Annotated in this window: 30 protein-coding genes and 1 tRNA gene; 17 read left to right on the top strand and 14 right to left on the bottom strand. The window is 58.9% G+C overall.

Features of this window, described 5'->3' with window-relative positions; genetic code table 11:
• The first annotated feature begins 74 nt into the window (after window positions 1-74).
• Both METH_RS07805 and METH_RS25255 read left to right on the top strand, forming a co-directional pair.
• Window positions 75-362 (top strand): DUF1330 domain-containing protein, encoded by a 288-nt coding sequence (locus tag METH_RS07805; RefSeq protein WP_024089895.1) that lies wholly within the window; start codon window positions 75-77, stop codon window positions 360-362.
• Between the two features lie 170 nt (window positions 363-532).
• Window positions 533-685: a hypothetical protein gene (locus METH_RS25255; RefSeq protein ID WP_342667090.1), complete on the top strand. Its 153-nt coding sequence runs from the start codon at window positions 533-535 to the stop codon at window positions 683-685.
• 198 nt (window positions 686-883) lie between these two features.
• Here METH_RS25255 and typA read toward each other — a convergent pair whose 3' ends face one another.
• The 5 genes from typA to METH_RS07835 all read right to left on the bottom strand — a co-directional run bounded on the left by typA (window position 884) and on the right by METH_RS07835 (window position 5,587).
• Complete coding sequence (typA, locus tag METH_RS07815) at window positions 884-2,704, bottom strand: translational GTPase TypA (protein ID WP_024089896.1); 1,821 nt, start codon at window positions 2,702-2,704, stop codon at window positions 884-886.
• Between the two features lie 93 nt (window positions 2,705-2,797).
• A complete protein-coding gene (locus METH_RS07820; RefSeq protein ID WP_024089897.1) occupies window positions 2,798-3,133 on the bottom strand; it encodes a DMT family transporter in 336 nt (111 codons plus the stop codon).
• 392 nt (window positions 3,134-3,525) lie between these two features.
• Window positions 3,526-4,695: an HD domain-containing protein gene (locus tag METH_RS07825; RefSeq protein WP_024089898.1), complete on the bottom strand. Its 1,170-nt coding sequence runs from the start codon at window positions 4,693-4,695 to the stop codon at window positions 3,526-3,528.
• A complete protein-coding gene (locus METH_RS07830; protein ID WP_024089899.1) occupies window positions 4,692-4,934 on the bottom strand; it encodes a hypothetical protein in 243 nt (80 codons plus the stop codon). Before METH_RS07830 ends, METH_RS07825 begins: the two co-directional genes overlap by 4 nt.
• Window positions 4,934-5,587: an alpha/beta hydrolase gene (locus tag METH_RS07835; protein WP_024089900.1), complete on the bottom strand. Its 654-nt coding sequence runs from the start codon at window positions 5,585-5,587 to the stop codon at window positions 4,934-4,936. The genes METH_RS07830 and METH_RS07835 overlap by 1 nt, the downstream gene beginning before the upstream one ends.
• Window positions 5,588-5,773: 186 nt before the next feature.
• On the opposite strand from METH_RS07835, the gene iscR reads away from it, so the two are divergent.
• The 10 genes from iscR (at window position 5,774) to METH_RS07885 (ending at window position 14,268) form a co-directional block, all read left to right on the top strand.
• Window positions 5,774-6,232, top strand: a complete 459-nt coding sequence (gene iscR, locus METH_RS07840) for a Fe-S cluster assembly transcriptional regulator IscR (protein ID WP_024089901.1) — start codon at window positions 5,774-5,776, stop codon at window positions 6,230-6,232.
• Between the two features lie 129 nt (window positions 6,233-6,361).
• The gene (locus tag METH_RS07845; protein ID WP_024089902.1) at window positions 6,362-7,405 is read left to right on the top strand and encodes a cysteine desulfurase family protein; all 1,044 of its coding nucleotides are present in this window, start codon (window positions 6,362-6,364) and stop codon (window positions 7,403-7,405) included.
• A 14-nt stretch (window positions 7,406-7,419) separates the two neighbouring features.
• Window positions 7,420-8,943, top strand: coding sequence for a Fe-S cluster assembly protein SufB (gene sufB, locus METH_RS07850; protein ID WP_024089903.1), 1,524 nt, complete (start codon window positions 7,420-7,422; stop codon window positions 8,941-8,943).
• Between the two features lie 39 nt (window positions 8,944-8,982).
• Complete coding sequence (locus METH_RS07855; RefSeq protein WP_024089904.1) at window positions 8,983-9,297, top strand: heavy metal-binding domain-containing protein; 315 nt, start codon at window positions 8,983-8,985, stop codon at window positions 9,295-9,297.
• A gap of 11 nt (window positions 9,298-9,308) precedes the next feature.
• Window positions 9,309-9,911: a hypothetical protein gene (locus METH_RS07860; RefSeq protein WP_024089905.1), complete on the top strand. Its 603-nt coding sequence runs from the start codon at window positions 9,309-9,311 to the stop codon at window positions 9,909-9,911.
• Between the two features lie 41 nt (window positions 9,912-9,952).
• Window positions 9,953-10,708 carry a Fe-S cluster assembly ATPase SufC gene (gene sufC / locus METH_RS07865; RefSeq protein ID WP_024089906.1) on the top strand — a complete coding sequence of 252 codons (756 nt, stop codon included), beginning with the start codon at window positions 9,953-9,955 and terminating at the stop codon, window positions 10,706-10,708.
• A complete protein-coding gene (locus METH_RS07870; protein ID WP_024089907.1) occupies window positions 10,709-11,989 on the top strand; it encodes a SufB/SufD family protein in 1,281 nt (426 codons plus the stop codon).
• On the top strand, window positions 11,989-12,474 hold the full coding sequence (locus tag METH_RS07875; RefSeq protein ID WP_024089908.1) for a YIP1 family protein: 486 nt from the start codon (window positions 11,989-11,991) through the stop codon (window positions 12,472-12,474). The genes METH_RS07870 and METH_RS07875 overlap by 1 nt, the downstream gene beginning before the upstream one ends.
• Window positions 12,475-12,503: 29 nt before the next feature.
• Window positions 12,504-13,055 carry a YIP1 family protein gene (locus METH_RS07880; RefSeq protein ID WP_245602984.1) on the top strand — a complete coding sequence of 184 codons (552 nt, stop codon included), beginning with the start codon at window positions 12,504-12,506 and terminating at the stop codon, window positions 13,053-13,055.
• Window positions 13,048-14,268: a cysteine desulfurase gene (locus tag METH_RS07885; RefSeq protein WP_024089910.1), complete on the top strand. Its 1,221-nt coding sequence runs from the start codon at window positions 13,048-13,050 to the stop codon at window positions 14,266-14,268. The genes METH_RS07880 and METH_RS07885 overlap by 8 nt, the downstream gene beginning before the upstream one ends.
• 5 nt (window positions 14,269-14,273) lie before the next feature.
• Here METH_RS07885 and METH_RS24755 read toward each other — a convergent pair whose 3' ends face one another.
• The 5 genes from METH_RS24755 to tmpA all read right to left on the bottom strand — a co-directional run bounded on the left by METH_RS24755 (window position 14,274) and on the right by tmpA (window position 17,819).
• Window positions 14,274-14,636, bottom strand: a complete 363-nt coding sequence (locus METH_RS24755) for an ureidoglycolate lyase (RefSeq protein WP_342667091.1) — start codon at window positions 14,634-14,636, stop codon at window positions 14,274-14,276.
• Between the two features lie 69 nt (window positions 14,637-14,705).
• Window positions 14,706-14,939, bottom strand: a complete 234-nt coding sequence (locus METH_RS24760) for a hypothetical protein (protein WP_024089912.1) — start codon at window positions 14,937-14,939, stop codon at window positions 14,706-14,708.
• A gap of 357 nt (window positions 14,940-15,296) precedes the next feature.
• Complete coding sequence (locus METH_RS25140) at window positions 15,297-15,476, bottom strand: hypothetical protein (RefSeq protein WP_281173419.1); 180 nt, start codon at window positions 15,474-15,476, stop codon at window positions 15,297-15,299.
• Between the two features lie 600 nt (window positions 15,477-16,076).
• On the bottom strand, window positions 16,077-16,682 hold the full coding sequence (tmpB, locus tag METH_RS07895; protein WP_024089913.1) for a (R)-1-hydroxy-2-trimethylaminoethylphosphonate oxygenase: 606 nt from the start codon (window positions 16,680-16,682) through the stop codon (window positions 16,077-16,079).
• Window positions 16,683-16,685: 3 nt separating this feature from the next.
• Window positions 16,686-17,819, bottom strand: coding sequence for a 2-trimethylaminoethylphosphonate dioxygenase (gene tmpA / locus METH_RS07900; RefSeq protein WP_024089914.1), 1,134 nt, complete (start codon window positions 17,817-17,819; stop codon window positions 16,686-16,688).
• Window positions 17,820-17,917: 98 nt separating this feature from the next.
• On the opposite strand from tmpA, the gene METH_RS07905 reads away from it, so the two are divergent.
• On the top strand, window positions 17,918-18,787 hold the full coding sequence (locus tag METH_RS07905; RefSeq protein WP_024089915.1) for a LysR family transcriptional regulator: 870 nt from the start codon (window positions 17,918-17,920) through the stop codon (window positions 18,785-18,787).
• A 36-nt stretch (window positions 18,788-18,823) separates the two neighbouring features.
• Here METH_RS07905 and METH_RS23850 read toward each other — a convergent pair whose 3' ends face one another.
• From METH_RS23850 to mepK, 3 genes are all read right to left on the bottom strand, one after another.
• Window positions 18,824-18,976, bottom strand: coding sequence for a hypothetical protein (locus METH_RS23850; protein ID WP_024089916.1), 153 nt, complete (start codon window positions 18,974-18,976; stop codon window positions 18,824-18,826).
• Between the two features lie 289 nt (window positions 18,977-19,265).
• A tRNA-Arg gene (locus METH_RS07910) sits at window positions 19,266-19,342 on the bottom strand.
• A gap of 168 nt (window positions 19,343-19,510) precedes the next feature.
• The gene (gene mepK, locus METH_RS07915) at window positions 19,511-20,080 is read right to left on the bottom strand and encodes a peptidoglycan L,D-endopeptidase MepK (protein WP_024089917.1); all 570 of its coding nucleotides are present in this window, start codon (window positions 20,078-20,080) and stop codon (window positions 19,511-19,513) included.
• 348 nt (window positions 20,081-20,428) lie between these two features.
• On the opposite strand from mepK, the gene METH_RS07920 reads away from it, so the two are divergent.
• From METH_RS07920 to METH_RS07935, 4 genes are read left to right on the top strand one after another with little or no spacing between them, the layout of a single operon-like run.
• Entirely contained in the window at window positions 20,429-22,057 is a 1,629-nt protein-coding gene (locus METH_RS07920) for a L,D-transpeptidase family protein (RefSeq protein WP_024089918.1), read from the top strand.
• 39 nt (window positions 22,058-22,096) lie between these two features.
• Window positions 22,097-23,170, top strand: a complete 1,074-nt coding sequence (gene lpxD, locus METH_RS07925) for a UDP-3-O-(3-hydroxymyristoyl)glucosamine N-acyltransferase (protein WP_024089919.1) — start codon at window positions 22,097-22,099, stop codon at window positions 23,168-23,170.
• 48 nt (window positions 23,171-23,218) lie between these two features.
• The gene (locus METH_RS07930; protein WP_024089920.1) at window positions 23,219-23,476 is read left to right on the top strand and encodes an acyl carrier protein; all 258 of its coding nucleotides are present in this window, start codon (window positions 23,219-23,221) and stop codon (window positions 23,474-23,476) included.
• A gap of 8 nt (window positions 23,477-23,484) precedes the next feature.
• Window positions 23,485-24,693 (top strand): beta-ketoacyl-[acyl-carrier-protein] synthase family protein, encoded by a 1,209-nt coding sequence (locus METH_RS07935; protein WP_024089921.1) that lies wholly within the window; start codon window positions 23,485-23,487, stop codon window positions 24,691-24,693.
• A 69-nt stretch (window positions 24,694-24,762) separates the two neighbouring features.
• Here METH_RS07935 and METH_RS07940 read toward each other — a convergent pair whose 3' ends face one another.
• Complete coding sequence (locus METH_RS07940) at window positions 24,763-25,401, bottom strand: invasion associated locus B family protein (protein ID WP_024089922.1); 639 nt, start codon at window positions 25,399-25,401, stop codon at window positions 24,763-24,765.
• Window positions 25,402-25,549: the final 148 nt, after the last annotated feature.

The following is a 25,549-nucleotide window of genomic DNA, read 5'->3' on the forward strand; positions in this document are numbered from 1 at the left end:
TTGGTCAAAAAAACACTTGGTCTTTCCGGCAAATCGCCTAATCTGCCGGAAATATCATAACTTGGGAGGCTCCGATGCCTGCACTCTGGATTGCACATGTAACCGTGACCGATGCTGATGCCTACGGCAAGTATGCCGAACTGGCGGGGCCGGCCATCGCCAAGCACGGCGGCACCTTCGTCGCTCGCGGCGGGCGTTTCGTGCAGCTGGAGGGCAAGGAGCGCCCGCGCAATGTGGTGGCCAGATTTCCAAGTGTCGACGCCGCGGTCGATTGTTATCACAGCCCGGAATACCAGGAGGCGCTGAGCCACGCGCGCGGGGCGTCCGAGCGGGAACTGATGGTGGTGGAAACCTCCGAATAGCGATCACCGTTTTTGCGGAGATGCTGAAACGCCACACCGGCCAGGGCCGGGTGGCGTGGATCGGGCTGCGGCCTGCGCGGCGGGAAGAAATCCTGACTTCAGAAACTGCGGATGTAACGGCAGCGGGTCTTTGCGGCGATCATGCCAAAGAAGGCAAGCGCGCTGTAACCATGATTCAGGCCGAGCATCTGCCGGTGATTGCGGCTCTGGCCGGCTTAGACAGCGTACAGCCCGGGCAACTGCGCCGGAACCTTGTCATTTCAGAGATAAATCTGGCTGCTTTGCGCAAGGCCAAGCTGCAGGTTGGCAGCGCGGTTTTGTAATTGACCGGCCCTTGTCCGCCTTGCTCGCGGATGGAAGGGATGCTGGGCCATGGTGGCTATAATGCGATGCGCGGGCATGGCGGCTGGTACGCCGAAGTCGTCGAGCCGGGCAGCGTGGTCTTGGGGGACAGCGTCACAGCTGTGATTTAGGCGTAACAGAAAACGGCGGCACAAATTTCTGCCGCCGTTTGACTATTCTCAGGCGTTGGCCTTAGCCATCCGCTTACGCTCATGCGGGTCCAGATAGCGCTTGCGCAGACGCACAGAGTTGGGCGTCACCTCGACCAGTTCGTCGTCGTTGATGTAGGCAATCGACTCTTCCAGCGACAGCGTCACCGGGGTTGTCAGGCGCACCGCGTCATCGGTGCCCGAGGCGCGAACGTTGGTCAGTTTTTTACCTTTCAGCGGGTTCACTTCCAGGTCGTTTTCGCGGGAATGCTCGCCGATGATCATACCGGTGTAGACGTCGGCCTGAGCGCCGATCATCATCTTGCCGCGTTCTTCCAGGTTCCACAGCGCAAACGCAACCGAAGTGCCGTTCTCCATAGAAATCAGCACACCTGCGCGGCGGCCCGGGATCGCACCTTTGTGCGGGGTCCAGCCATGGAACACGCGGTTCAGAACGCCGGTGCCGCGGGTGTCGGTCAGGAATTCTCCGTGATAGCCGATCAGGCCGCGCGAGGGTACATGGGCGATGATGCGGGTCTTGCCTGCGCCGGCGGGCTTCATCTCGACCAGTTCGCCTTTGCGGGCGCCGGTAAGCTTCTCGATCACCGCGCCGGAGTATTCGTCGTCCACGTCAATGGTGGCTTCTTCGACTGGCTCCATTCGGACGCCGTCGACTTCCTTCATGATCACCTGCGGGCGGGAGATCGACAGCTCGAACCCTTCGCGGCGCATGTTTTCGATCAGAACGCCCATCTGCAGTTCACCGCGGCCCGAAACCTCGAAGGCCTCGCCGCCAGGGGTGTCCGCGATCTTGATCGCGACGTTGCTTTCGGCCTCTTTCATCAGGCGGTCGCGGATGACGCGCGACTGGACTTTTTTGCCGTCACGGCCGGCCAGCGGGCTGTCGTTGATGCCAAAAGTCACAGTGATGGTGGGCGGATCGATCGGCTGGGCGTCCAGCGGTTCATCCACGGCGAGGGCACAGATGGTGTCGGCCACGGTGGCCTTTGCCATGCCGGCGATGGAGACGATGTCCCCAGCTTGCGCTTCTTCGATGTCTTGCTGGGCCAGGCCGCGGAACGCCTGGATGCGGGTCACGCGGAACTGTTCGATCTTCTGGCCGATGCGGGTGAGGGCCTGAACGGTTGCGCCGACCTTCAGTTTGCCGGATTCAACGCGGCCAGTCAGCAGGCGGCCAACAAAGGGATCGCTGCCCAGAGTGGTGGCCAGCATCCGGAAGTCATCGTCCTTCTGTTTGATCTGCTTCGGTTCCGGCACGTGGTTAACGATCAGATTGAACAGCGCGTGCAGGTCCTTGCGGGGGCCGTCCAGTTCCGCGTCGGCCCAGCCGGAACGGCCGGAGGCGTACATGTGCGGAAAGTCCAGCTGGTCTTCGTTGGCTTCGAGCGAAGCAAACAGGTCAAAACATTCGTCGAGCGCGCGGTCGGGCTCGGCGTCCGGCTTGTCGACTTTGTTCAACACCACGATCGGGCGCAGGCCTAGGGCCAGCGCCTTGGAAGTCACGAATTTGGTCTGCGGCATCGGGCCTTCGGCGGCGTCCACCAGCAGCACCACTCCGTCGACCATCGACAGAATCCGTTCAACTTCGCCGCCGAAATCGGCGTGGCCAGGGGTGTCGACGATGTTGATACGGGTGCCGTTCCACTCGACCGAGGTGGGCTTGGCAAAAATGGTAATGCCGCGCTCGCGCTCAAGATCGTTGCTGTCCATGGCGCGCTCCGCCACAGCCTGATTTTCGCGGAAGGCGCCGGATTGTTTCAGCAGCTCGTCGACCAGAGTGGTTTTGCCGTGGTCAACGTGAGCAATGATCGCAATGTTGCGCAAGTCCATGAAGTTCGCCTTTGTAAGGAAGTTGGGCCGCGCATAGCCCGAACCCGGTATAAAGGCCAGAGGAAATGCGTCCAAAGGCGCCGCAAATTCGGATCAATGGGTGGAAGACTGGGAAAACAGGTGAATGATAATGATGCCGGACATGATCAGCACCATGCCGATCACGGCTGGAAGATCAAGCTTCTGGCCAAAGGCAAAGAAAGCGATCACAGCGATCAGCAGGATGCCAAGCCCGGACCAGATCGCATAGACGATACCGACCGGCATGAATTTAAGCGTCAGCCCCATCATGTAGAATGAGAAGGCATAAGCGACGAGAACAATCAGCGACGGTCCCAGTTTGCTGAACTGCTGGCTGGCCTGCAGGGCCGTAGTGCCAATGGTTTCTGCTGCAACCGCGATAATCAGGTAGAAGTAGTGAACCGGCATCTCTGCCTCCGTGTGCGCGTTTTGCCCAGCCTCTGGCGGAGCGGTATTGCTTTCTCCGGTACCGTATTCATAGCAAGGCAGGAAGTCTTAATGCGTCACAGAATGCCTTGTTTTCGGCCGCCGCGTCAGTGAACAGATGACTGTGCGAAGAAACGCGGTGCGCTGACGCTGGGCTGTATTAGGAGATCGTTCCAATTTTTGCAATCGGGGTGGGAAATAGAACCCGTTAACAGCTTGCTTCAAGTTGCGTCATACGTGCCGCCAGGTTGCCTGGAGAGCCTGACGCGTGGCCGGTGCCGTACCCCGCATATGCGCTTATCCGTTGCCATGCAGGATGAAGGGGGTCATTATCCTGCGCGCTATTTCTCTGGCAGCATTGCCCCAGTTTGTTGTCAAAGGCGACCGGTTTCCCTGAACCAGGGTTCGATCCTGTCCCGGACAGAACGCCAAACGCCTGGTGCGCCGAGGTTGACCTTTTTGCCAACCCGCGCCTCGAGTTGCGGAAGGTTCACGTCATAATCGACCCAGCTGCCGCCGCCGTTCAGCAGGTTAAGCATTACCGGCTGAACCCGGTCGATGGATTTGGCGAAAACAGCGTCAGCGGTTTCTGCCGCTTCGAACTCGTCCCAGATGGCCCGCATCGGCATGCCTTGCCCGGCGGGCAGCAGGCCAAACAGGCGATCTGCGGCAGCTTCTTCCTTGGCGGCGAGCGCCTCGAGGGCTGCGGGATCAATCACGCCGTGGATCGGCGCATCGCCTGCGTCGATTTCGACGAGGTCATGCAGCAGCAGCATTTGCAGCACCCGGTCCAGATCAAGCGGGGCGGCGCTGTGCTCTGCCAGAACCCAGGCGTAAAGCATGATGTGCCAGCTGTGTTCGGCCGAATTTTCGTGCCGGGACCCATCCCCCAGCATGGAGGCGCGGGTGATCAGCTTCAGCTTGTCTGCCTCATTCAGGAAAAGCAGGCGGGCGGTCAGCCGGCTGCAGTCAAAGCCGGTCCCCTCATCCAGCAGGGCAAGTGCATGGTGGTAGGCTTCGGGGAAATCCTGCTCCAGCGCTGCAGCGCGCCCGCCGTTCAGGTTTTGCCGGACCACATCGACATGCCAATCCAGCGGTTTGGCTCCGCAGAGCGTCTGAAAAATCGGCTGGCAATGGTCCACCTGTTTGGCAAACTTCGCATCCGGGCTGTCCGCAGCCTCAAATTCCTGCCATAGGTCCAGGAATTCAGCGCCCTGATCCGCGGGCAGTAATCCAAACAGGCGATTGGCAGCGGCTTGCTCTGCCTGTGCTACCGCGTCCCAATCGACATTATCTGTAATCGGGTGATCGCCTGCGTCAATTTCGACCAGATCATGCAGCAGCAGCATCCGGACCGCGCGGAAAATATCCACGTCCGGCGATGCAAACGGGGCCAGGACCAGCGCATAAAGCGCCAGATGCCAGCTGTGTTCCGCCGAATTTTCGCGTCGGCTGCAATCAATGATCAGGTTTTGGCGGTCAATGCGGCGAAGCTTGTCTGCTTCCAGCAGGAAGGCGAATTGCGCGTCCAGCCGGGCGCTCATGCTTCGCCATTCGCTTCAAGCTGCGCTTGAATTTTGCTGATTTTCTGATTGAGAAACTCGCGCGCCTTGCGTTCGGCCAGACGCACGCGCATTTCTGTCAGGAACGCTTCTTCCAGCGACTGGGAGGCGGCGCCCAGAACCTGGCCCACCTCCACATACAACCGGTCTTCGCCGCTGGCGTCCTGCACCTTGATCGTATCGACCGCCAGTTTTTGGGCCAGCGTCTCGATCGTGCTCATCAGCGGGTGTTCTCCGTCAGGCGGCGCTTCACATAATCGGACACATCGCTGATCATTGTGTCCATATGCGGCTCTTGGAAGAAGTGATCCGCACCCTCGATCTCATTGTGAGTGATGGTGATCCCTTTCTGCTCATGCAGCTTGCCAACCAGATTGGCGGTATCCGCAGGCGGCGCCACACGGTCAGAGGTACCGTTGATGATCAGGCCGGAAGACGGGCAGGGCGCCAGGAAGGAGAAATCATACATATTGGCCGGCGGCGCAACCGAGATGAAGCCGGTGATCTCCGGACGGCGCATCAAGAGCTGCATGCCGATCCAGGCGCCAAAGGAGAAGCCCGCAACCCAGCAATGCTTGGAATTGGTGTTCATCGACTGCAGGTAGTCGAGCGCCGACGCCGCATCCGACAGTTCGCCCACGCCCTGGTCGTATTCGCCTTGGCTGCGGCCGACACCGCGGAAATTGAACCGCAGAACGGTGAAGCCCATGTTGTAGAACGCATAGTGGAGGTTGTAGACCACCTTATTGTTCATGGTGCCGCCGAACTGCGGGTGCGGGTGCAGCACGATGGCGATCGGGGCGTCTTTTTCTTTTTGCGGGTGATAGCGGCCTTCGAGGCGGCCTTCGGGTCCAGGAAAGATGACCTCGGGCATGGGTGGTTCAAATCCTACTCTCGTTCTCGGGACTGCCGGCAGAAAACTTGACGGGTTCCGTCGGGCATCTTAGAACAGTTCTAATCAAGGGCGCTGGCCTCGCCATGCACCGTCAGGCTGAGATACGCACAGACGCGGGCAAGGTCAATGTTTTCGCACTCGCGCCCTGGTTTCGAGGGGTAAATTATGAAGCTTTCCACCAAAGGGCGCTATGCAATGGTCGCGCTGGCGGATATCGCGCTGCAGCCGCAGGGCAATTTGGTGCCGCTGGGAGACATTTCCAAGCGCCAGGATATCTCGCTGCCGTATCTGGAGCAGTTGTTTGTCAAGCTGCGCCGTGCGGGGCTGGTCGAGTCGGTGCGCGGCCCTGGCGGCGGTTACCGGCTGGCGATGATACCGTCTGAGATCCGGGTGGTCGATGTGCTGTCTGCCGTGGATGAAACGGTTGATGCAATGCACAAGGGGGCGGGAGCTTCGGGCGCGTTGTCCGGCAGCCGGGCGCAATCTCTAACCAACCGCTTGTGGGAGGGGCTGAGCGCGCATGTCTATGTATTTCTGCACCAGACCCGCCTGTCTGATGTCATCAAGAACGATCTGGCGCCATGCCCGGCTGTGCCCAACCTGTTTGCCGTGGTGGATGATTGAGGTGCTAAGAATACGCCTTCCTCGTCTGTCCGGTCTCGGCGTGGATACCGCACAATTTACGCGGGAAAGCTTTGCGAAGTGCTGCGGGGCAGCGTATGAGGCGGCAGCGATCCGCAAAAAGATGACTCTATGACTCGCGTTTATCTTGATCACAACGCCACCGCTATCCTTCGTCCCGAGGCGCGGGCTGCAATGATTGCGGCGATGGATGTTTGCGGCAATCCGTCGTCTGTGCATGCTGAAGGCCGGGCCGCCAAGGCTTTGGTTGAGAAGGCGCGGGCGCAGGTGGTTGCGGCTTTTGGTGCGGACGGTGCGGATATTGTGTTTACCTCCGGCTCAACCGAAGGTGCCTCGTTGGCTTTGGCAGGCCGCGGACTGCATGGTGCCGCAGTGGAGCATGATGCGGTGCGGGCCTGGACCGTGGAAGATCTTGATGTAAGCGCTCAAGGGACGGTCAGGGTCACCGATCCCGCAGCCTGCACAGTGCAATTGGCCAATTCCGAAACCGGTATAGCGCAGCACCTGCCGGAAGGGCTGGCGGTCACGGATGCGACCCAGGCCTTTGGCAAGTTGCCGGTAGCCTTCAACTGGCTGGGCGTCCAAATGGCGCTGATTTCAGCGCACAAGCTGGGCGGCCCCAAGGGGACCGGCGCCGTGGTGATGAAACGCGGCACGGATCTGCCAGCCCGGATCAAGGGTGGGGGCCAGGAAATGGGCCGCCGGTCGGGCACCGAAAATGTCATTGGAATCGCGGGCTTCGGTGCTGCAGCTGAAGCGGCGGAAAAAGATCTGGCAAATGGTGTCTGGGACAGGGTTGCAGAACTTAGAAATATTCTAGAAAAGGCGCTTGTGTCTGGCGCAAGCCATACTATTTTTGTCGGGAAGGATCAGAAGCGGTTGCCGAACACCCTGTGTTTTGCGACCCCGGGCTGGAAGGGCGAAACCCAGGTCATGCAGATGGATCTGGCGGGATTTGCCATCAGCGCGGGAAGCGCCTGCTCCAGCGGCAAGGTGCGCGCCAGCGCGGTGCTGACCGCAATGGGATATGACGAGGCCACGGCACAAAGCGCAATCCGCGTGTCGCTGGGGCCGGAAACAACAGAAGAAGACGTACTGCGCTTTGCCGATGCGTGGCTGCAAAAAGAAAAGAAACATCGCGCCCGCGCGGCGTGAGTGAGGAGATGACAATGGCCGCTTTGGACCAGACCCAAGTCAAGGAAGGTGTTGACCAGGAAACCGTGGACGCAGTCCGCGAGGTTGGCGGTGCTTACAAATACGGTTGGGAAACCGATATCGAGATGGAATACGCCCCCAAAGGGCTGACCACAGATATTATCCGGCTGATTTCTGAAAAGAACGAAGAGCCCGAATGGATGCTGAACTGGCGGCTGGAGGCGTACGAGCGCTGGCTGCAAAAGGAAGAACCCACCTGGGCGATGGTCGACTATCCGGAAATCGATTTCCAGGATCAGTATTACTATGCCCGCCCGAAATCGATGGAAGTGAAGCCCAAGTCGCTGGATGAGGTCGACCCCAAGCTTCTGGCGACCTATGAAAAGCTGGGTATCCCTCTGAAAGAACAGATGATTCTGGCAGGCGTCGAAGGCGCTGAAAATGCGCCCGCCGAGGGCCGCAAAGTAGCCGTGGATGCTGTTTTCGATTCGGTTTCTGTTGGCACCACCTTCCAGAAAGAGCTGAAGGAAGCGGGCGTTATCTTCTGCTCGATCTCCGAAGCCATCCGCGAACATCCCGAGCTGGTCAAAAAGTACCTCGGCACCGTGGTTCCTGTTTCCGACAACTTCTACGCCACTCTGAACTCCGCCGTGTTCTCGGATGGTTCTTTTGTCTATGTGCCGCCGGGCGTGCGCTGCCCGATGGAGCTGTCGACCTATTTCCGCATCAATGCGGAAAACACCGGCCAGTTCGAACGTACGCTGATCATCGCCGATAAAGGCAGCTATGTTAGCTACTTGGAAGGCTGTACCGCACCGGCACGCGATATCGCCCAGCTGCATGCCGCAGTGGTCGAAATCATCATCGAAGAAGATGCCGAGGTGAAATACTCCACCGTCCAGAACTGGTATCCGGGCGATGAGAACGGCAAGGGCGGCATTTACAACTTCGTGACCAAACGCGCCGATTGCCGCGGCGACCGCGCCAAGGTGATGTGGACCCAGGTTGAAACCGGTTCCGCCGTGACCTGGAAATACCCGTCCTGCATCCTGCGCGGCAATGAAAGCCAGGGCGAGTTCTATTCGATCGCCATCGCCAACAACATGCAGCAGGCCGACACTGGCACTAAAATGGTGCACCTTGGCAAAAACACCAAATCCCGGATCGTGTCCAAGGGGATCTCTGCCGGCAAGGCGCAGAACACCTACCGCGGTCTGGTGTCGATGCACCCCAAGGCCAAGGACAGCCGCAACTACACCCAGTGCGACTCGCTGCTGATCGGCGATAAATGCGGCGCCCACACGGTTCCCTACATCGAGGTCAAGAATAATTCCTCCCGCGTGGAGCACGAGGCGACGACGTCCAAGGTGGATGACGACCAGCTGTTCTACTGCCGGCAGCGCGGCATGGACGAGGAAGAGGCGGTGGCCTTGGTGGTCAACGGTTTCTGCAAAGACGTGCTGCAGGCGCTGCCGATGGAGTTCGCCATGGAAGCGCAGCAATTGGTTGCGATCTCGCTCGAAGGCTCGGTCGGCTAAAGGCCGGCCCTTGGGGTGTCGTCACAAGGAAGCAACAGCATGATCGTCACAACCACACCAAACGTCGAAGGCTACCAGATCGCCGAATACAAGGGCATCGTGGTGGGCGAGGCGATCATGGGCGCCAATGTGGTGCGCGATGTTTTTGCATCGATCACCGATATCGTCGGTGGCCGCTCCGGCGCGTATGAAAGCAAGCTGCAGGATGCCCGCGAAACTGCCTTGGCCGAGCTGGAAGACCGTGCCCGGGACAAGGGCGCCAATGCCGTTGTGGGCGTGGATCTGGACTACGAAGTGGTTGGGCAGTCCATGCTTATGGTTTCGGCCAGCGGCACCGCTGTGGTGCTGGGCTAAGGGGCCGGTCAATGGCAAAAGACGAACAGATCATCGAGCGCCCGCAGCTTACTCTGCCGCCTGAAGAGGCCGAGTGGGTTCGCAGTCATTACCGGGATGCAGGTGTCATTCTGGAGTATGGCAGCGGTGGCTCGACCGTTCTGGCGTCTGAGCTGAGCGGGAAGAAAATCTTTTCCGTCGAGTCCGACAAAATGTGGTACCGCATGATGAAGCGGTACCTGCGCCAGGCTGGCAGCAAGTCTGAAGTGCATCTGCACCATGCCAATGTCGGCAAGACCGGCAAATGGGGCAGGCCGTTAAATAACGATATGTGGCGCCGGTTCCATCAGTATCCTAATACGATCTGGGACCAGCCGCACTTCGAGGCACCGGACCTGGTGCTGATTGACGGTCGGTTCCGGGCTGCCTGCTTCCTGACTGTCATGCTGCGGACGGAGAAGCCTGTAACCGTGCTGTTTGACGACTATGCCGGACGGGCGCTGTACAATCAGGTCGAAAAATGGATGAAGCCGGTTGAGATCCGCGGCCGTATGGCCCGGTTCGAACTGCTTCCCAATCAACTTCCGCGCCGGGATCTGACACAGATCCTGACGCTTTACACAAAAACCTTCTAGGCGCCAACGGCTGCCGGAACAGTACTATGCGAGAGGCAAAAATGCTCGAAATCAAAAACTTGCACGTCAAGCTTGAAGATGAGGATAAGCAAATCCTGAAGGGCGTCGACCTAAAAGTCGAAGCAGGCAAGGTGCATGCCATCATGGGGCCGAACGGTTCGGGCAAATCCACCCTGTCCTATGTGCTATCGGGCCGTGACGGCTATGAAGTCACTGACGGCTCAGCTGAGCTGGAAGGCGCGGACATCCTGGAGATGGAACCGGAAGAGCGTGCCGCAGCCGGCATGTTCCTGGCGTTCCAGTACCCGGTGGAAATCCCCGGCGTCGGCAACATGACCTTCCTGCGCACCGCGGTGAACGCACAGCGCAAAGCCCGCGGTGAGGAAGAGTTGTCGGCCTCCGATTTCCTGAAAATCATCCGCGCCAAGGCCAAGACTCTAAAGATCGACGCCGAAATGCTGAAGCGCCCGGTTAATGTCGGATTCTCCGGCGGTGAGAAGAAGCGCAACGAGATCCTGCAGATGGCGATGCTGGAGCCGAAGCTGTGCATCCTTGATGAAACAGACTCGGGCCTCGACGTGGACGCGATGAAATTGGTGGCCGAAGGCGTGAACGCCCTGCGCGACGAGGGCCGCGGCTTCCTGGTGATCACCCACTATCAGCGTCTTCTGGACCACATCAAACCGGACGTGGTTCACATTCTGGCGGGCGGCCGCATTGTCAAGACCGGCGGTCCTGAGCTGGCGCTGGAAGTCGAGAACAACGGTTATGCCGGCATCCTGGCAGAGGAGGCGTAAATGGCCCTGCCCGAAGTCAAGCAAAGCGCAACAGAGGCGCGGCTGTCCGCGCTGACCCTGCCGGAAAGCGGCTGCCTGACGGCAGCTCGGCAGGCAGCGCTGTCGCGGGTCCAGACCATGGGACTGCCCAGCCGCCGTGATGAGTACTGGAAATACACCCGTCCCGAAACGCTGGTTCAGGCTGAGGCAGTCAAAGCCGCGGTGTTTGCTGCGGATGAGACACCGATGTTCAGCGATTTTGAGCGTCTGAACATTGTTTTTGTCGATGGTGTCTTTGACGCTGAAGCCTCGGATGATTTGGCGCTGGAAGGTGTGACCATCGACCGGATTGAGGATATCTGCTGCAAAGATATCCATTGGGCCAAGGACTTGTATGGAGTTCTTGAGGCGCGTGGGCAAACCCCGGTGGAACGCCCGCTGGCGGCTTTAAACACGGCCTTTGCCACGGATGGCATTGCCATCCGGGTAACCGGCAAGGTCTCTAAGCCGATCAACTTCACCTATGTGCACTCGGATGAGAGTTCTGACGCGATCCTGCATCACGTGGTTCGCGTCGAAACGGGTGCCGAAGTGACGATCTTGGAAAATGGCCCTGCGGCCTCGCGCTTTAACAAGTGCGCGGAGATCGACATTGCGGACGGCGGCAAGCTGCATCTTGTACGTGCGCAAGGCCGGGACCACGAGCGCCGTGCGGCAACGCATCTGTTTGCCCGCCTTGGCACCGAGTCTGTGTTCAAGTCTTTCACTCTGACCGTGAACGGCGTGCTGACCCGCGACGAGGCGGTGATTGAATTGACCGGCGATGACGCGGTCGCGCATATTGCAGGCGCATGCGTGGGCGATGGCGATTTCCACCACGACGACACGGTTTTCATTACCCATGACGCGGTGAATTGCGAAAGCCGCCAGGTTTTCAAAAAGGTGCTGCGCAACGGTGCAACCGGCGTGTTCCAGGGGAAGATCCTGGTAAAAGAAGGCGCGCAAAAGACGGATGGGTATCAGATTTCCCAATCCTTGCTGCTGGACGGAGACAGCCAGTTTCTGGCCAAGCCGGAACTGGAGATCTATGCTGATGACGTCGCCTGCTCGCACGGGTCGACCTCTGGCGCGATCGACGAAGAAGGTCTGTTCTATCTGCGCTCGCGCGGTGTTCCGCACGCCGAGGCGACCGATCTGATGACGCTGGCCTTCCTGGCCGAAGCAGTGGAAGAGATCGAGGACGCGGAAATCGCGGCCGACATCGTTTCCCGCCTCGAAGGCTGGCTGGCCCGGCGGCGCTGATGTCCGTCACCATGGATATCCCGGCGACCTATAAGGGGCCGCGCAAGGTGTTTGCGCGGCTTCTGGACATGGGCGCGCGTGAAGACCGGCTGCTGATTTTTGTGCTCAGCGGCTGCGTCCTGACCTTTGTGGCGCAGATGCCGCGGCTGGCGCGCGAGGCGCATCTAAGCGGCCAGGACCTGAATATGCTTTTGGGCGGGTCACTGCTGGGCATCGTCTTTATCGCGCCGCTGATCTTATACGTTCTGGCATTGGCCGCGCATTGGATCGCCCGCGCTGCAGGCGGGAAGGGTGAGGCCTATTGCGCACGGCTGGCACTGTTCTGGGCCTTTCTGGCAGCCAGTCCGCTGATGCTGCTGAATGGGCTGGTCGCTGGGTTTATCGGAGCGGGACCCGCCTTGAACCTGGTGGGGGCGCTGTGGTTTGCAGTCTTTCTGTGGTTTTGGGTGTCCGGCATGATCCAAGGGTATTGGGTAAATCAATGAACGCACTGGCCGCCTTTGCCTTGCTGACGGTGAAATCGCCGCGAGATGCTGCGCAGCAGATCCTGGCACAGGATTGGCCGCGCGAGGCGCTATGGACAGGCTTTCTGCTGTCTGTGGTGCTGAACACTTGTGTCTATACTTTGCAGCAAGTGCTGTTTCCGCTGCCGCCTGAGGTTCTGATACCTCGGTTTGCGCCTGGTGCCTATTTCGGGGTTATCCTGGTGCTGCAACTCAGCTTTATTGCCATGCTTGCAACCACCGGCCGATGGCTGGGCGGTCAGGGAAATCTGGCAGCCCTGCTTGCACTGGTGACCTGGCTCCAGTTGCTGCAGGCGTGTCTTAACGCTGCTGTTGTTGCGATGCTCCTGGTTTTGCCGGCCCTGGCGGCCTTGTTGAACATTGCGGCGAACATCATGGTGTTCTTCATCCTCTTGCACTTCGTCAATTCGGCGCACAAATTCGGCTCTGTCTGGCGGTCGCTTGGGGTCGTTTTGATGGCCAGCATGATCCTGGTGTTTGCCCTTCTCTTTATCGTGGGCCTGATCGGTCCAGCCAATCTGGGACTTCCCGAACATGTATGACGTGGACAAAATCCGTGCCGACTTCCCGATCCTTGCACGGCAGGTGAACGGCAAGCCGTTGACCTACCTCGACAACGGTGCGTCTGCGCAGAAGCCACAGGTGGTGATCGACGCGGTAACACGGGCCTACGCCGAGGAATATTCCAACGTTCATCGTGGCTTGCACTTCCTTTCTAACCTGGCGACGGAGAAGTATGAGGCCGTGCGCGGTACTATTTCCCGGTTCCTGAATGCAGGTGATGAGAACACCATCGTACTGAACTCGGGCACAACTGAGGGTATCAATCTGGTTGCCTATGGCTGGGCGATGCCGCGGTTCGAGGCAGGGGATGAGATCATCCTGTCCGTGATGGAGCATCACGCCAACATTGTGCCCTGGCATTTCCTGCGCGAACGGCAGGGTGTGGTGCTGAAATGGGTCGACGTGGCGGATGATGGTAGCCTGGACCCGCAAAAAGTTATCGACGCGATTACCCCCAAGACCAAGCTGATTGCAGTCACGCAATGCTCCAACGTGCTGGGCACTGTGGTGGATGTAAAGGCCATTACTCAGGGCGCCCATGCCAAGGGGGTGCCGGTACTGGTCGACGGCTCGCAAGGGGCGGTGCATATGCCGGTGGATGTGCAGGATATCGGCTGCGACTTCTACGCCATCACTGGCCATAAGCTTTACGGTCCGTCCGGCTCGGGTGCGATCTATATCAAACCCGAACGCATGGCAGAAATGCGACCCTTCATCGGCGGCGGCGACATGATCAGGGAAGTCTCCAAGGAGCAGGTCATCTACAATGACCCGCCGATGAAATTCGAGGCCGGAACACCCGGAATCGTGCAAACCATCGGCTTCGGCGTTGCGCTGGAATACATGATGGAGCTTGGCATGGACAACATTGCCAAGCACGAGGGCGGGCTTCGCGACTATGCACTGGAGCGGCTGACCGGGCTGAACTGGATCAACGTGCAGGGACAAGCGCCTGGCAAAGCAGCGATTTTCAGCTTTACTATGGAAGGCGCCGCCCATGCGCATGACATTTCGACGATCCTCGACAAAAAGGGCGTTGCGGTCCGCGCCGGCCACCACTGCGCCGGCCCTCTGATGGATCATCTGGGTGTGTCCGCCACCTGTCGCGCATCTTTTGGCCTTTATAACACTAAGGAAGAGATCGACACGCTGATCGCTGCACTGGAGCTGGCACACGATTTGTTTGCCTGATCCTGTTAAGCAACAAGACGAAAACGGCGCCTCCGGAGGCGCCGTTTTATGTTCTGGGGCATTAAGTCAGCCTTGGATCTTGTCCGCGCGCAGCGGGCAGAACAGGTAGACGCCAAATTCCTTGCCCACATCCCAATTGACCTGGGCATGTACCTTTCCCTAGTGGTCGCGGAAACGCTGGTTGTCCTCGAAAGGAAGCTTCCCTCGTGCCAGATATTCAGGTGGATATAGGGCCCCTTGGAGCCGTCTTGCCAAAAGGCGGCAACCATGTCCGTCATCAGATCATCCCCCGGCAGAGCGGCAGGCACGATGAAGGGTTTGTTACCCAGCGGAAAGAACATTTGCCCGCCGTCCGGATGATAGTTCATGTGCCACAGCAGCACCTGGTACCGCGGCGCGGCGGGACGTTTCAGCTGCGCCTGCTGCGGGTCGGCCGGCTAGCCCGGCAGATACCTGTCATTGACCGCTTCGTTCTCGCCGTAAAGAACATCGCCGCGCCATTTGCAGCGGAAGGTGCCCTTGACCCAGCCGCCTTCATCCCCGGTTCCCTCGTCAATCGGACACCAGGCCTGGACGGGCCATTGAACGCTGTCGACTTCAATGGAGTCCGGGTCTTCTACCAGGCAGCTATAGCCTGTAAAGCTATCCTCGGCCGCCCGGATCAGCGGCACCTCATGCCGGATTTCAATGGCATCTCAAATTTTCCCAAAACGGGCAGGCTAAAACTCCCCAGTTTTGCGGTTTCGGTTGTCAGCCGGTTCAGTGACTTGCAGCACCGTTTTTGGCGGATAGCCGCGCCGTTTTGGCGGTGGAGGCGGTGTGATGGAGGCGTTTGTGCGGGTGCGTTCAGGTATCAATTCTGTGTAGCCGCGCAGGCGGTTTCAGGCGCCTTCGGTCTGGACAACGACGGCGTGACGCAACAGCCGTTCCAATAGCGCTGCGGCAACGGCTGGGTCGCCAAAAACATCATTCATTCGGCGATGCCTCGATTGGAGGTCAGGATCATGCCCCTTTTTCGTAACGGGCATTCACCGGTTGGAAGAACTGGATTGCGCCGCACTGGGTAATGGACAGGTACCAGGCAGACCCTGCAAGTGGACGACCCCGGTGTTGCGAATGAAGTCCGGCTGCGCCGGCGCGGCAATCCGTTCCTGATCAAGTAAGGGCTGGAAGGGGAAGTCAAAACCTTCCAGTGTTTTGACTGGCATCAGCTTGGCGGTCTTCAGCGTGACATCAATCCGGCGGGTTTCCCCGGAGGCGTCTCAATCCGCTGCGCAAAGGACGCGCGCCTGGGCCGGTGCAGCTCACACAGAAAGGGCTTCAGTGCCGAGTAGCTGCCTTCATGCCCCATGGACGTGATCTCGCGCAGCAAGCGCCGGGTCGACCGGCCGGGAAAGGTCCGAACCCTCTCATCCAGTTAAACTCGGTAGGGGGCCAGAAGGCTATCTTGAAGGGGGGCGGGCTATAGCTGTGTGCTTGCAGGCCCTGTTCCAGATATTTGCGCACAGGTCGGCGCGCGGAACTAACCATGCGCGCGATGGCCAAGAAACTCAGCCCCTGTCTTCATAAATCGTGGATCAAAACCATCTCCCTCATCCCTTCACCTGACCGCCCAAGACTCTCGGTAATCAGAGCATCGGGCCCGTTTCCCGCGACAGCTCCAGTTCCAAAAATATGGAGTTTGGAATTGGCGCTGCTGCTGCCGGGTGGGGAACTTTCAATTGCCACTTATGGAGAGATTACGGCTGCCATTAACAGCCAAGGCAGTGAGGGTTTGGAGCTGGCCTCAAAATTGTACTTAGGCTGGCTCATTTCGCGGAACCTCCTGCGGCCATGTGTTTGTCGACCATCCGTTGGACCATAGGCGCAAAGTGCCAGTAATCGGGCGTTTCCATATCAGCACGTTTGCCGGCGTCATCCAGATACCTGACAGCGATGATCTGCTTGAGGTTTGGGTTCTTTCGCATTTCCGCCACCTCTTCTGCATTCATGGGTCCACCCTGAAGGTTCAAAGAGTGAATGGAAGCCTCTGATAAACGGTTGAAATAGTCAGGTTTGGTGGCGCAGAGATAGCGTTTTGCCGCCACGTGGTAACGCACACAGTCGGTGATCACAGACGGGAAGAACTGTTCCAGCACCTTGGCGCCGGCCTGCTCGTGAAGCCGGTCTTTGGTGTCGTCCATGGAGAACGTTCCGAACTCGCTTGTGAAATGGCCGATATCGTGGAGAAGCGCCCCTACGATGATCTCTTCCGGCTGACCGTTGGCTTCCGCTATGGTGGCACCTTGCAGCATATGTTCGGTCATGGTGACAGCTTCACCAAGGTATTCCTCATCACCGCGGCGGTCAAAGATGTCGCCAATAAAGGCGGCAATGTTGTCCTGGGTCAGCGTGCTGAAATCCGGCTTGCTCATTGTTCAACCCTCCGACCGGGCGTTCAGGACATTCAAGGTTGACAGCAGCCCATCCTTGTCGGCGTAGCATCCCTGCAGCCAGCGCGACCCGGAACCGGAATAGCCAAGGCGTGCGTGCATCACGCGGGTGTTGTCGACAATAAAGCTTTCACCCGGTTCCAGCTTGAAGGAAACGCCCATGTCCGGATCGTCAATGAGCTCGCCCAGCCGGCGGTAGGCTGTGTAATAAGCCTCCATCTTCTCAAACGGCACATCCACAAACGGGGCCGAAGACCGATTGTTGAACCGCATACCGATCATCTCGCCGTCAGGCGACAATTCAATCATCGGGCGGCGCGAGCGCAGATGCACGCCATCAGAGCCCTTGTACTCGAACCGCGCCGGGTAGCCGGCCAGCAGGGCAAAGCCTTCGGGGTTTTCTTCGCGCAGGCGTTCAGCGGCGCGGAAACCGTCTACCACAATGCTGTCACCGCCTTCAGCAGAGTTCTCTAAGCAGTAAAGGATCTGAAGGGACGGCACCGGGTCGCGGTAGGGGTTGTCGGTATGCGCCTGCAACCCGAGGCCGGTAAAGGCGAGGTTGGTCGGGTTTACCTCGGTGCGGACTTCGAAATACTTGCCGTAGTTGGTCTCGCGGACAAAGCCGAACATCGAAGCACAGTCGATCACCGCGCTTTCGGCCACCGGACCGTTCACCAGCTTGGCAAAGCCGAACCGGGCGATGGCGTCCAGCCAGTCACGTTTGATTTCCGGATCCGTCTGTACGTTGTTCCAATCGAAGGTTGGGGCGGGCTGACTGCTGCTCCAGGTTTCAACACCTGGCGCCATGCGGCCAAATCCAGTTTCTTTTTCAATGTCATAGGCGTGTGACTTCAACCAAAAATCAGGGAAAGTCACGGTCTTGCCTTCGGGCGCGAAGGTCACTGTCAGGGCGTCGTTTTCCACCAATGCAGTGCTGATCCTGATGTCCACGGGTATGTCGCCGATAGTGATCAGGCGCTGGCCGTTGCCCGGTGCGCGGGTGTCGGGATCCAGTGCATTGTCGCGCAACCATATCGCGTGAAAGCGGCTCTCTTGGCCGTCCTCAAAAGTCAGGGTCAGAAAACTGCCGGAAGTGTCAGCGGTTACGGAACGGGGCATGGGATCTCTCCGGTTGGCTTGGTTCTCCCTTGCGTTGATATCGAGGCTAAGCCATCAAGTGTACGACGGAAATTATGGTTTCAGAGTTAGGTTTTCTTATGGCTAAGAAGGCAACCAAACAGGGCTTACCGCCGCTCGACTGGTTGAAGGTGTTTGAAGCAGCTGGACGGCTTGGCAGTTTCACAGCAGCGGCAGAAGAGTTCGGCGCCACACAGGCCGCGGTCAGCCAACGGATCCGCAACCTGGAACACTGGCTGGGCAGGCAGCTGTTTCTTCGCTCAGCGCGTGGAGTTTCTCTGACTGTGGAAGGGGAAAGTTACTTGCCGCTGGTGCAAGACTCCCTGCGGGCGCTGGAACAAGGCACCGAGAACCTGTTTAGCCAAACTGTCCGCGAACTGCGAATTGCGGGCCTTCCATCGCATCTGGAAATGCTGCTGCTTCCACGGCTTGAAGCGTTTTCAAAGGCCTGCCCGGATCTGCGTTTGGTTATCGAAACGGTGCCAAAACGTCTGGATTACGACGCTGCCGACAGCGCTTTGCATGTCCGTTATGGCCGCGGGGGCTGGGGGCGGCGGAAGGAGGTTCTGCTGGCCAATGAGGTGCTTCAGCCGATGACTGCGCAAGGGCGGGCTGAAGAGTGGCGGCAGCTGCCAGTGATAGAATTGCGGGGCGAGCGGCCGGGCTGGACGGAATGGGCCCGGGTAACAGGGGAGGCTGAACCGGAAACCGGGCCGGTTTCCGTTGATTCCATGGCGCATGCACTCCTGGCCGCCCGGCTTGGCATGGGGGCCGTATTGGGGTCCAAGGCGTTGGCCGCAGATCTGCTGCAGTCCGGGCAATTGGAATGTGCCCCGGCACCGGAACTTCCGACGATTGACGGCTATTGGCTGACTTGGCCGCCAGGTCTGGGAAAATCCAAGAGGCAAAGCGAAATACTGGCAGCATTGACCGCCGCACTGCGGCACTGAGAAACCTGCTGCCATTTAGGCGGCAGGTCACCCGCTTCAGACAGGGTACTCGCCGCTGCTGGCAAAGTAGGCAACAAGCTGGAAACGGGCCCCACGCTTACTCAAAAAGGCGAAGCCGATTTTCGCCATTTGACGCCAGCGCGCTTCTACGGCAAATTCGCCGATACCTGAAATTGTCACGGTTTGCATCTGTGCCAGTTCAAATGTGCTCTGCCCCTCGGGGGGGAGGCTGCAAACCCCTGGTAGCTGATGTTGTATAGGAGTGCTCCGGCCTGAGCATCAGTAAGGCTGATCACACACGGCAGGTTCCGGCTGAGACAGGGCGCCATCGGAATTGGTTTTTTTTCGTGTAAGGACTGGAAGCTGCCATGCAGCCGCACCCTGATATTGCCGTCCATCAGGTATTGATAGGCGAAACGGGTAACCAAATATGAACTGCCGGCACGATGCCTGCGCGAAATGCGGGAAATGCGGGAAATGGCGCACCTGAGAGGATTCGAACCTCTGGCCTCTGCCTTCGGAGGGCAGCGCTCTATCCAGCTGAGCTACAGGTGCGTCGTTAAAGCGGGGTATAACCGTGCATCGCTGCCTCTGCAACGGGAAAAAACGGCTGTTTACAAATTCATGAGCTCAGCTGCAGGCAACTTAAATCAGCGGGCGTATTGAAATAAAAAAGCCCGCACCAAGATGTGCAGGCTTGCATTCAACGCAAAGAAACGATGGTTAGCCGCGCCAAGTACGGACAACGCCGCAGTCCATATGCACGAAATTCGAACGCTGGTATTTACCGACACCGCCGGCATGACAGGCCTCGGCGGCCTTGGCCATTTGCGACACCGACCGCGACGCCAGCCGTAGATCGGCAGCTTGGCCGCGCATATGCAGGGAGTTTTTGGCGACCCCGCGCGAGCGGCTGCGCAGCATTGCATTGGTTTTCGGGCTGCGGTAGCCGGACAACAGCATATAGGGCTCGTTCACATCCAGCAGATTGTGCGAAGCGGCCATGATGTCGATGGTGCGCAGGTCCATCTCTTTGACTTGATCAGTCCGCCAATCGCGCATGAAGTGATTGACTTCTTTTACTGCATCTTTGATGTACTGGCCATCAATCCAATAAACCATATCCAGGCGTTCGCCAGTGCGGCCAGAATACATGCGGATCCGGCGGATATCGCCGCCGCCGCGTAAAAAGCCTGCTGCATTGGAAAAAGTCGGGGCTGCTGCCACTGCGGTTGCAGCAAATACACCCAAAAGAGAACGCCGGGAGATCCCCGTGCCCGTGGTTTTCGCCATTTTCACTGCGCCGTCCCGTACGCTTCTAGTCCTGCCTAATCGCCCGATGTTACGGGCTCGCCAACTGTCTTAGTTAACGTGCGGCATGTATGGCACAGCCTGATTCAGGTTCCAACATTTCTTTGCCGGGCTACAATGGATCGCCCGTTTTTCGGCAATTTCTTGCGCAAAAGGGGAGGGTCAGGGAACTTTTCCCCAAGACTGTCGTTACAGGTCTTCTTAGACGCGGCATCGGTGCATCAATGTTAACTTTTCGCGATTGTGAATGGACAACACCGGCTGGCATTTACCAGAATTTCAGGTAGGCACCGCTAAGATTAGAAAAAATCGGCTCAAGGACCGGATATTATGACGCGCGCATCCGCAGGAAACTTTATGCCGGGGATTAAAGCAGGGCTGTTTGCCCTGGCATTGGGCGGCCTGACTGCCGGGACTGTTGCGAGTTCGGCGCAGGCTGAAATCTCGGCGGCTTTCCGCCAAGCTGTCGCTGAAGCAGCCTCCGGCAGCGATTCTGTGGCCAAATTCTACCGTGAAAACGGATATCAGGCGATTTGGACTGGCTCGGATGAGGCATCGCGCCAGCGCCGGAACGCTCTGTTGGCAGCCTTGAACGAAACCAGCGCCCACGGGCTGCCGGACCGCTCGGCCGAAGTCAGTGCGCTGATGCAGCAGATGCGGGGCGTCCGCACCACACGGGACATCGGTTCCATCGAGGCCGCGCTGAGCCAGGCACTGGTGGATTATGCGACAGAGCTGCAAACCGGCCTGCTGGTGCCGTCGCGGATCGACGGTGGCATGGTGCGCAAGAAACACACGGTTGACGGTTCCGGCTTTTTGGCAGGCATCCGGGATCAACAGCCTTATGCCTATATGCGTAGCTTGGTGCCGGTGTCACCTCAATACCGTGGCTTGATGCGCGAAAAACTGCGGCTGGAGCAGATTCTTGCGGCCGGCGGCTGGGGACCGGCGGTCAATGCTAAGAAGCTGGAACCCGGCGATCAGGGCCCGGCAGTCATTGCCCTGCGGAACCGGCTGATGGCGATGGGTTATCTGCAGCGGAGTGCTGCACGCAGCTATGACGCGGCGCTGGAAAAGGCTGTGCAAGACTTTCAATCCGATCATGGCTTGGAGACTGATGGCGTGGCGGGCGCAGGCACGATCACCGAGGTAAACAAACCCGTCTCCAACCGCTTGAAATCGATCATTGTCGCGATGGAGCGCGAGCGCTGGCTTAAACCTGACCGCGGAGAGCGGCATATTCTGGTTAACCAGACTGATTTCACTGCCAAGATCGTTGACAACGGTGATGTGACCTTCGAGACGCGATCTGTGATCGGCAAGAACACGCATGACCGCCGCAGCCCCGAGTTCTCGGATGAGATGGAGCATATGGTGATCAATCCGAGCTGGTACGTGCCGCGCTCGATCATCACCAAGGAGTATTTGCCCAAGCTGCAGAGCAACCCCAATGCAGTCGGCCATATCCAGATCACCGACCGGCGCGGCCGGGTGGTGAACCGCGGCTCTGCCGATTTCTCGCAGTACAACGCGCGCAACTTCCCGTTTTCCATGCGCCAGCCGCCGAGCAGCCGCAATGCGCTGGGGCTGGTCAAGTTCATGTTCCCGAACAAATACAACATCTATCTGCACGACACCCCGCAGAAGAGTCTGTTTGCCCGCGAAGTGCGCGCTTTCTCGCACGGCTGTATCCGTCTGGCGCAACCGTTTGAATTTGCTTACGCGCTGCTGGCGAAGCAGAGCGAAAACCCCAAGGATTTCTTCCACCGTATCCTGAGCAGTGGCAAGGAAACCAAGGTAGCGCTGGAGCAAAAAGTGCCGGTTCATATTATCTACCGGACGGCGGTTGTGACGCGCAAAGGCCGCGCTGAGTTCCGCCGCGATGTCTATGGCCGCGACGCCAAAGTTTGGGCGGCGCTGGAGCGGGCGGGGGTGGTGCTGCCTGGCGTTCAGGGGTAAATACAAGGCCCACACAGGATTATTCTGAAAGGGCCTGCCATGTTCACAATCCGCCAGATCGCTGAGTCCCTGGGAACCGAGGCCCAGGGCGACCTGGATCTGCAAATTGCAGGTGCGGCGGAACCGCAGGATGCCCATGCGGATCAGATCGCCATGGCCATGGCCCCGAAATATGCCGAAGGCCTGCAAACAGGCAATGCGCAGGCAGCGGTGCTATGGGAGGGGGCGGATTGGCAGTCTTTTGGGTTGAAGGCCGCCATCTTTGCTCCGCGGCCACGAATGACCTTGTCCGGCGTTACAGCAATGCTGGACCGCGGGCAGGGCATCCCTCCTGGCATTCATCCCTCGGCCGTCATTGATCCGGCGGCTGACATTGGCGAAGACGTGACCGTGGGCCCGCTGGCTGTCATCGGCGCAGGTGCGAAAATCGGTGCCCGATCGGTCATCGGTCCGCACTGTTACATCGGGACGGATGTCGTCATTGGCGAGGATGCCATTCTGCGCGAAATGGTCTCGGTCGGAGCCCGTGCGATCATCGGCAAGCGCTTTCGTGCCCAGCCCGGTGCCCGGGTAGGCGGCGACGGATTTTCCTATGTGACACCTGAAGTCTCCGGCGCTGAAAACGCCCGTAAAACATTGGGAGATCAGGGTGAAGCCAAGGCACAGGCCTGGGTCCGTATCCACTCGTTAGGCGCAGTCACCATTGGAGATGACGTGGAAATCGGCTCTAACTGCACGCTGGACAACGGCACTATCCGTGACACGGTGATCGGCAGCGGCAGCAAACTCGACAACCTTGTGCATGTCGGGCACAACACACGGGTCGGCAATGACTGCCTGCTTTGCGGCCAGACAGGTATCTCCGGCTCGGTCGATATTGGCAACAACGTGGTGCTGGGCGGCCAATGCGGCGTGGTCGACAATATTTTCATCGGTGACGGGGTGATCGCCGGCGGCGGCACCAAGATCCTCTCAAACGTTCCGGCCGGCCGGGTCATCATGGGCTATCCCGGCGTCAAAATGGAAACCCACACTGAGATGTACAAAGCACAGCGCCGCCTGCCGCGTTTGATGCGTGACATCGAATTGTTAAAAAAGGCTGTTTTCAAGTAACGGCGGAATAACTACATCTGCCTCAGCTAAAACGTCGGGGGTTTCTATATGAGCACGCAGGACAAGGTCATTGCAATTATTGCTGAACAGGCGGTTCTTGAGCCGTCGGATGTGACCCTTGACAGCACGTTGGAGGATCTGGGCATCGACAGCCTGGGCCTGGTTGAAAGCATCTTTGCCATTGAAGAAGAATTTGATGTTTCGATCCCCTTCAACGCCAACGAACCCGAAAACAGTGATTTCAACATTTCCAATGTCGCGGCAATCGTCGCAGGTATCGACAAGCTGATCTTGGAAAAAGCGTGATATAGCTGATGAAGCGCGTCGTCATCACCGGGGCTGGAACCATCAATGCCCTTGGCCATTCCGTTGCCGCTACTTTGGAAGCCATGCGCGAAGGCCGCTGCGGCATCGGAGAGCTGCAGTTCCGCGATGTGGACCGGTTGGCGATCCGCATCGGTGGCCAGGTCCGCGGGTTCGAGGCTGAGGGGCGGTTCAACCGGCAGCAGATAAGCCTTTATGACCGGTTCACTCAGTTCACTCTTACTGCAGCAAAAGAGGCGATTGAGCAGTCAGGTCTTGAGTTCCATGGCGATCTGTCTGCCAAGGCCGGCGTGGTTCTGGGCAATTCCGGCGGCGGCATGCAGACGCTGGATGAGAACTACCGCAGCGTTTACGAGGACGGCAAGAACCGGGTGCATCCCTTTGTTGTGCCCAAGCTGATGAACAATGCGGCAGCCGGCCATGTGTCAATGCAGTTCAACCTCAAGGGCCCCAGTTTCACTGTGTCCACGGCCTGCGCCTCTTCCAACCATGCAATGGCGCAAGCGTTCCAGATGGTGCGCTCGGGCATGAGCCCGGCGATGATTACCGGCGGCTCTGAATCCATGCTGTGCTTTGGCGGCGTCAAGGCCTGGGAAGGTCTGAGGGTGATGTCCAAGGATGCCTGCCGTCCGTTCAGCGCCAACCGGAATGGCATGGTGCAAGGCGAGGGCGCAGGCATTTTCGTGTTCGAGGAATATGAGCATGCCAGGGCGCGCGGTGCGGAAATCCTGTGCGAAGTCATCGGCTTTGCCATGTCCTCGGACGCTTCCGACATCGTGATGCCCAGCAAACAGGGGGCCGCCAGAGCGATTTCCGGCGCGCTGCAGGATGCGCGCGCGGATGCCTCGGATGTTGGATATATCAATGCCCACGGCACCGGCACAGCGGCCAATGACAAGACCGAATGCGCGGCCGTGGCAGATGTGTTCGGTCCGCATGCGGACAGGCTGATGATCTCCTCCACCAAATCGATGCATGGCCATCTGATTGGCGGCACCGGCGCGGTGGAGCTTTTGGCCTGTATAATGGCGTTGCGCGACGGGGTGATTGCGCCGACGATCGGCTATGAAGAACCCGACCCGGAATGTGCGCTGGATGTGGTGCCGAACGAGGCCCGGGAAGCCAAAGTTGATGTGGCGCTGTCCAATGCTTTTGCCTTTGGCGGGCTCAACGCGGTGCTGGCGCTGCGCAAGATCTGACCCCGTCATGCAAAACGCCGCGGCCCAAAAGGGGCGCGGCGTCTTCTTTCACTTAACCGAAAACGCGGCTTATTGCTTGACCACATCCACCACGTCAAAGCCGGCGGTGAAGCCGCTCAGAGACAGTTTCATCTGCACTACCTGATCCGGTGCTGGCGCCGGGCGCAGCGACAGGATAGCTTCCTTGCCTTTCCGGAAGGCGTCGATATCGCCCTGGGTCAGGCCGATCTGCGCCACGCAGCCCAGCGGATTGCAAAAGGAATAGTTGTAGCGTTTGGCCGGCGCACCATCAATCGAGATGGTCAGCGCGGCAGGCAGTAAGGTTTCCAGCGGCACGATGACGGTGGCCCCGGCTACGGCTTGGCCGCCCTGCTGCTCGATACGGAACAGCGATACTTCGGCTATCGGGTTGCCTTGCGGGCCTGCCAGCACCTGCAGAAGCGAGCACGGATCGGTGCCGCTTTCGGTTTTGATGCAGGCCAGATCCCAATCACCGTGTTTTTCCTTGGAGTAGCGTTCGCCAGCCCGGGGGCCGTCGGCGACCGGTTCGCCCAGGTCCAGAAGCTGATCTGCGGTAGATTCCGTTTGCTCTGTCTGCTCAGCGGATTCCGCCCCCGCGGTCTCTTCCGCGGCTGTTTCTTGCGCCGCCAGCGGGGCGCTCATGGCCAGCACTGCGGCAAGCGTGATCGGGGTCAGGGACTTCAACATGAATGCCTCATTTTTCTAAAGACGCTGGTTTTGCGTCTACCACGCCGGCCGGGTGGTGTCAGGCCGATAACAAACGATCAGGGGGGAATCCGCCCAATATGTTTCAAGCCCGGAAGTCACTGTATCCGCACAAAAAAGGGAACCCGAT

This window comes from Leisingera methylohalidivorans DSM 14336 (genome assembly GCF_000511355.1).
GTDB classification, from domain to species: Bacteria; Pseudomonadota; Alphaproteobacteria; order Rhodobacterales; family Rhodobacteraceae; genus Leisingera; species Leisingera methylohalidivorans.